The organism is Polaromonas sp. P1_E1_2 (assembly GCF_056406035.1).
In genome coordinates, this window is record NZ_JBFUAZ010000627.1 from 1 (window position 1) to 2,442 (window position 2,442).

A 2,442-nucleotide genomic window follows, 5' to 3' on the forward strand; every position below is an offset into this window, starting at 1 on the left:
GCACCAGTGCGCGTGACATGCCCGGTTGCCACCTTGAGGTGGATCTGGTGCCCGCGCGTGGTGCAGGCGGCGATTTGCAGGAGCAGTTGATCGAGTTGCGCTGCGCTGGGTGTGGCCTGTTGCAGCGTCAGCCAATGGCGCAGCACATTGGCCTGYCGCGGCTGTGACAGGGATTGCAGGGATTTGATAACCGGAGGGGTGCCCACGGCAGCCAGGTCTTGCTGTGCCACCTCGACCAGCAACCCGTGCGCCTGGGCCGCGTGGCGCGCGCTGCGTGCAAAGGTTTCACGAAACTGCGGAAAGGTTTGCGCCAACGCGGGCAGCAGCCGGGCCCGGATGCGGTTGCGCGTGAACTGCTCGTCGGTGTTGGTCGGGTCTTCTACCCAGGTGATGCCGCGCGTCACCAGCCAATCGCGCAGCAATGCCCCTGGCACCGTCAACAGCGGACGGTAATAGGTCATGCCGTCACGTTCCCATCGCGCCGGCATGGCGGCCAGCCCGGGCAGCCCCGCGCCGCGCGACAGCGCCAACAGCATGGTTTCCATCTGGTCATCGGCATGCTGGGCAATTGCTATGTTTTTTATAGCTGCTTGCGCAGATCCCTCCTGGGCTGCAGCCTTAAACGCTGCATAACGCGCCTTGCGCGCCGCATCTTCCGGGCTCTCGCCGGAGGCGTGGCGGGCGTCCACACGCCGGACAATGAGCGGGACTTTGAACTGTGCACACAAGGCAACGCAGTGCTGCTCAAACTCATCAGCCGCCGCCTGCAGGCCGTGATGGATATGAATGGCGTGCACCTGCCCCGGCCATTTCTCTGCGCAGGCTACCAGCAACGCGACAGAATCGGCGCCGCCGCTGAGCGCAACGGCCAGCGGCAAAGCAGGTTGAAATTGGGAAATTGCCGTGGCGACAGCGATCGCGGCGCTGTCGCTCTCGGCCTCAGCACCATGGGGTTGCGCATGGTGGCGGACCATCGTCTTTGTCGCTCCAGCGTGTGCCGGGCGCTCTACTTGCCGGCGTCGGCCTTGGTGTCTGTGAAGCGGCCGTAGCTTTGCAGGCGCTCGTAGCGGCGGTCCAGCAGTTCCTTGACCTTCAGGTCGCTGACCTGCCGGAAGGCGTCGTTGAGCGCGCGCTTCAGGAAAGCCGCCATCTGCTTGTGGTCGCGATGGGCGCCGCCCACGGGCTCGTTGACGATCTTGTCGATCACGCCCAGGGCCTTGAGCCGGTGCGCGGTGATGCCCAGGGCCTCGGCAGCTTCCTGCGCCTTGTCGGAGGTTTTCCACAAGATGGAGGCGCAACCTTCCGGGCTGATGACGGAGTAAATCGAGTACTGCAGCATGACCACCTGGTCAGCCACCGAAATGGCCAGCGCGCCGCCGGAGCCGCCTTCGCCGATGATGGTGGTGATGATGGGCACTTCGAGCTGCGCCATCTCGAAAATATTGCGTCCGATGGCTTCGGACTGGCCGCGCTCTTCGGCATCAATGCCGGGGTAAGCGCCCGGTGTGTCGACAAAGGTGAACACCGGCAGCTTAAACTTCTCGGCGGTTTTCATCAGGCGCAGGGCTTTGCGGTAGCCCTCGGGCTTGCTCATGCCGAAGTTGCGCAAGCCGCGCTCCTTGGTGTCGCGGCCCTTCTGGTGGCCCAGCACCATGCAGGCGGTGCCGTTGAAGCGAGCCAGGCCGCCGACGATGGACAGGTCGTCGGCAAAATGCCGGTCGCCGTGCAACTCAACAAAATCGGTGAAGATTTCGTTGACGTAGTCCAGGGTGTAGGGGCGCTCTGCGTGGCGTGCGATCTTGGTGATCTGCCAGGGCGTCAGGTCGCTGTAGATGTCTTTGGTGAGTTGCTGGCTCTTTTTGGCCAGCTGGTCGATTTCTTCAGAGATATCGACAGCCGACTCGGTCTGTACGTAGCGCAGTTCTTCAATTTTTCCTTCAAGCTCCGCAATCGGTTGCTCGAAATCGAGGAAGGTCTTCTTCGCCATGTGCTGCTCCTCAGGGCTTCATGAAACTTAAATTTGCTCGGTACCCGTGGGGGTACCCAGAACCGGTAATGGGTCCAGAGAGCGCCAAATATACCAAGTTGCCACGCTGCAGTAAGGCGACCAGGCGGCGGCCACCTCTCGCGCGTCGCTGCGGCTGACGGATTCACCCGAAAAGTAATTCTGGCTGATGCCGGTGATCAGCCCCACGTCGTCCAGCGGCAGGACATTGGGGCGCATCAGGTAAAAAATCAAAAACATCTCGGCCGTCCAGCGGCCGATGCCGCGGATGGCCACCAATTCTTCAATGATGGCTTCATCGTCCATCGCCGCCCAGTCTTTGACGTGAACGGTGCCGGCATCAAAGTGGATCGCCAGGTCCACCAGGTATTCGACCTTGCGGGCGCTCAGCCCTGCTGCGCGCATGTCGTCAACTTTGAGGCGCAGCACGTTGGCAG

General features: G+C 62.3%; 3 protein-coding genes. All 3 read right to left on the reverse strand.

The features are described 5' to 3' along the window. A partial coding sequence (gene tilS, locus AC1D1P_RS20940; protein ID WP_477674288.1) for a tRNA lysidine(34) synthetase TilS occupies positions 1-974 on the reverse strand: 974 nt, incomplete at its 3' end. Between the two features lie 32 nt (positions 975-1,006). Continuing rightward, on the reverse strand, positions 1,007-1,987 hold the full coding sequence (locus AC1D1P_RS20945; RefSeq protein ID WP_092131429.1) for an acetyl-CoA carboxylase carboxyltransferase subunit alpha: 981 nt from the start codon (positions 1,985-1,987) through the stop codon (positions 1,007-1,009). A gap of 27 nt (positions 1,988-2,014) precedes the next feature. Further along, the coding region (locus AC1D1P_RS20950) for a DNA-3-methyladenine glycosylase family protein (RefSeq protein ID WP_477674289.1) at positions 2,015-2,442 on the reverse strand (428 nt) is incomplete at its 5' end.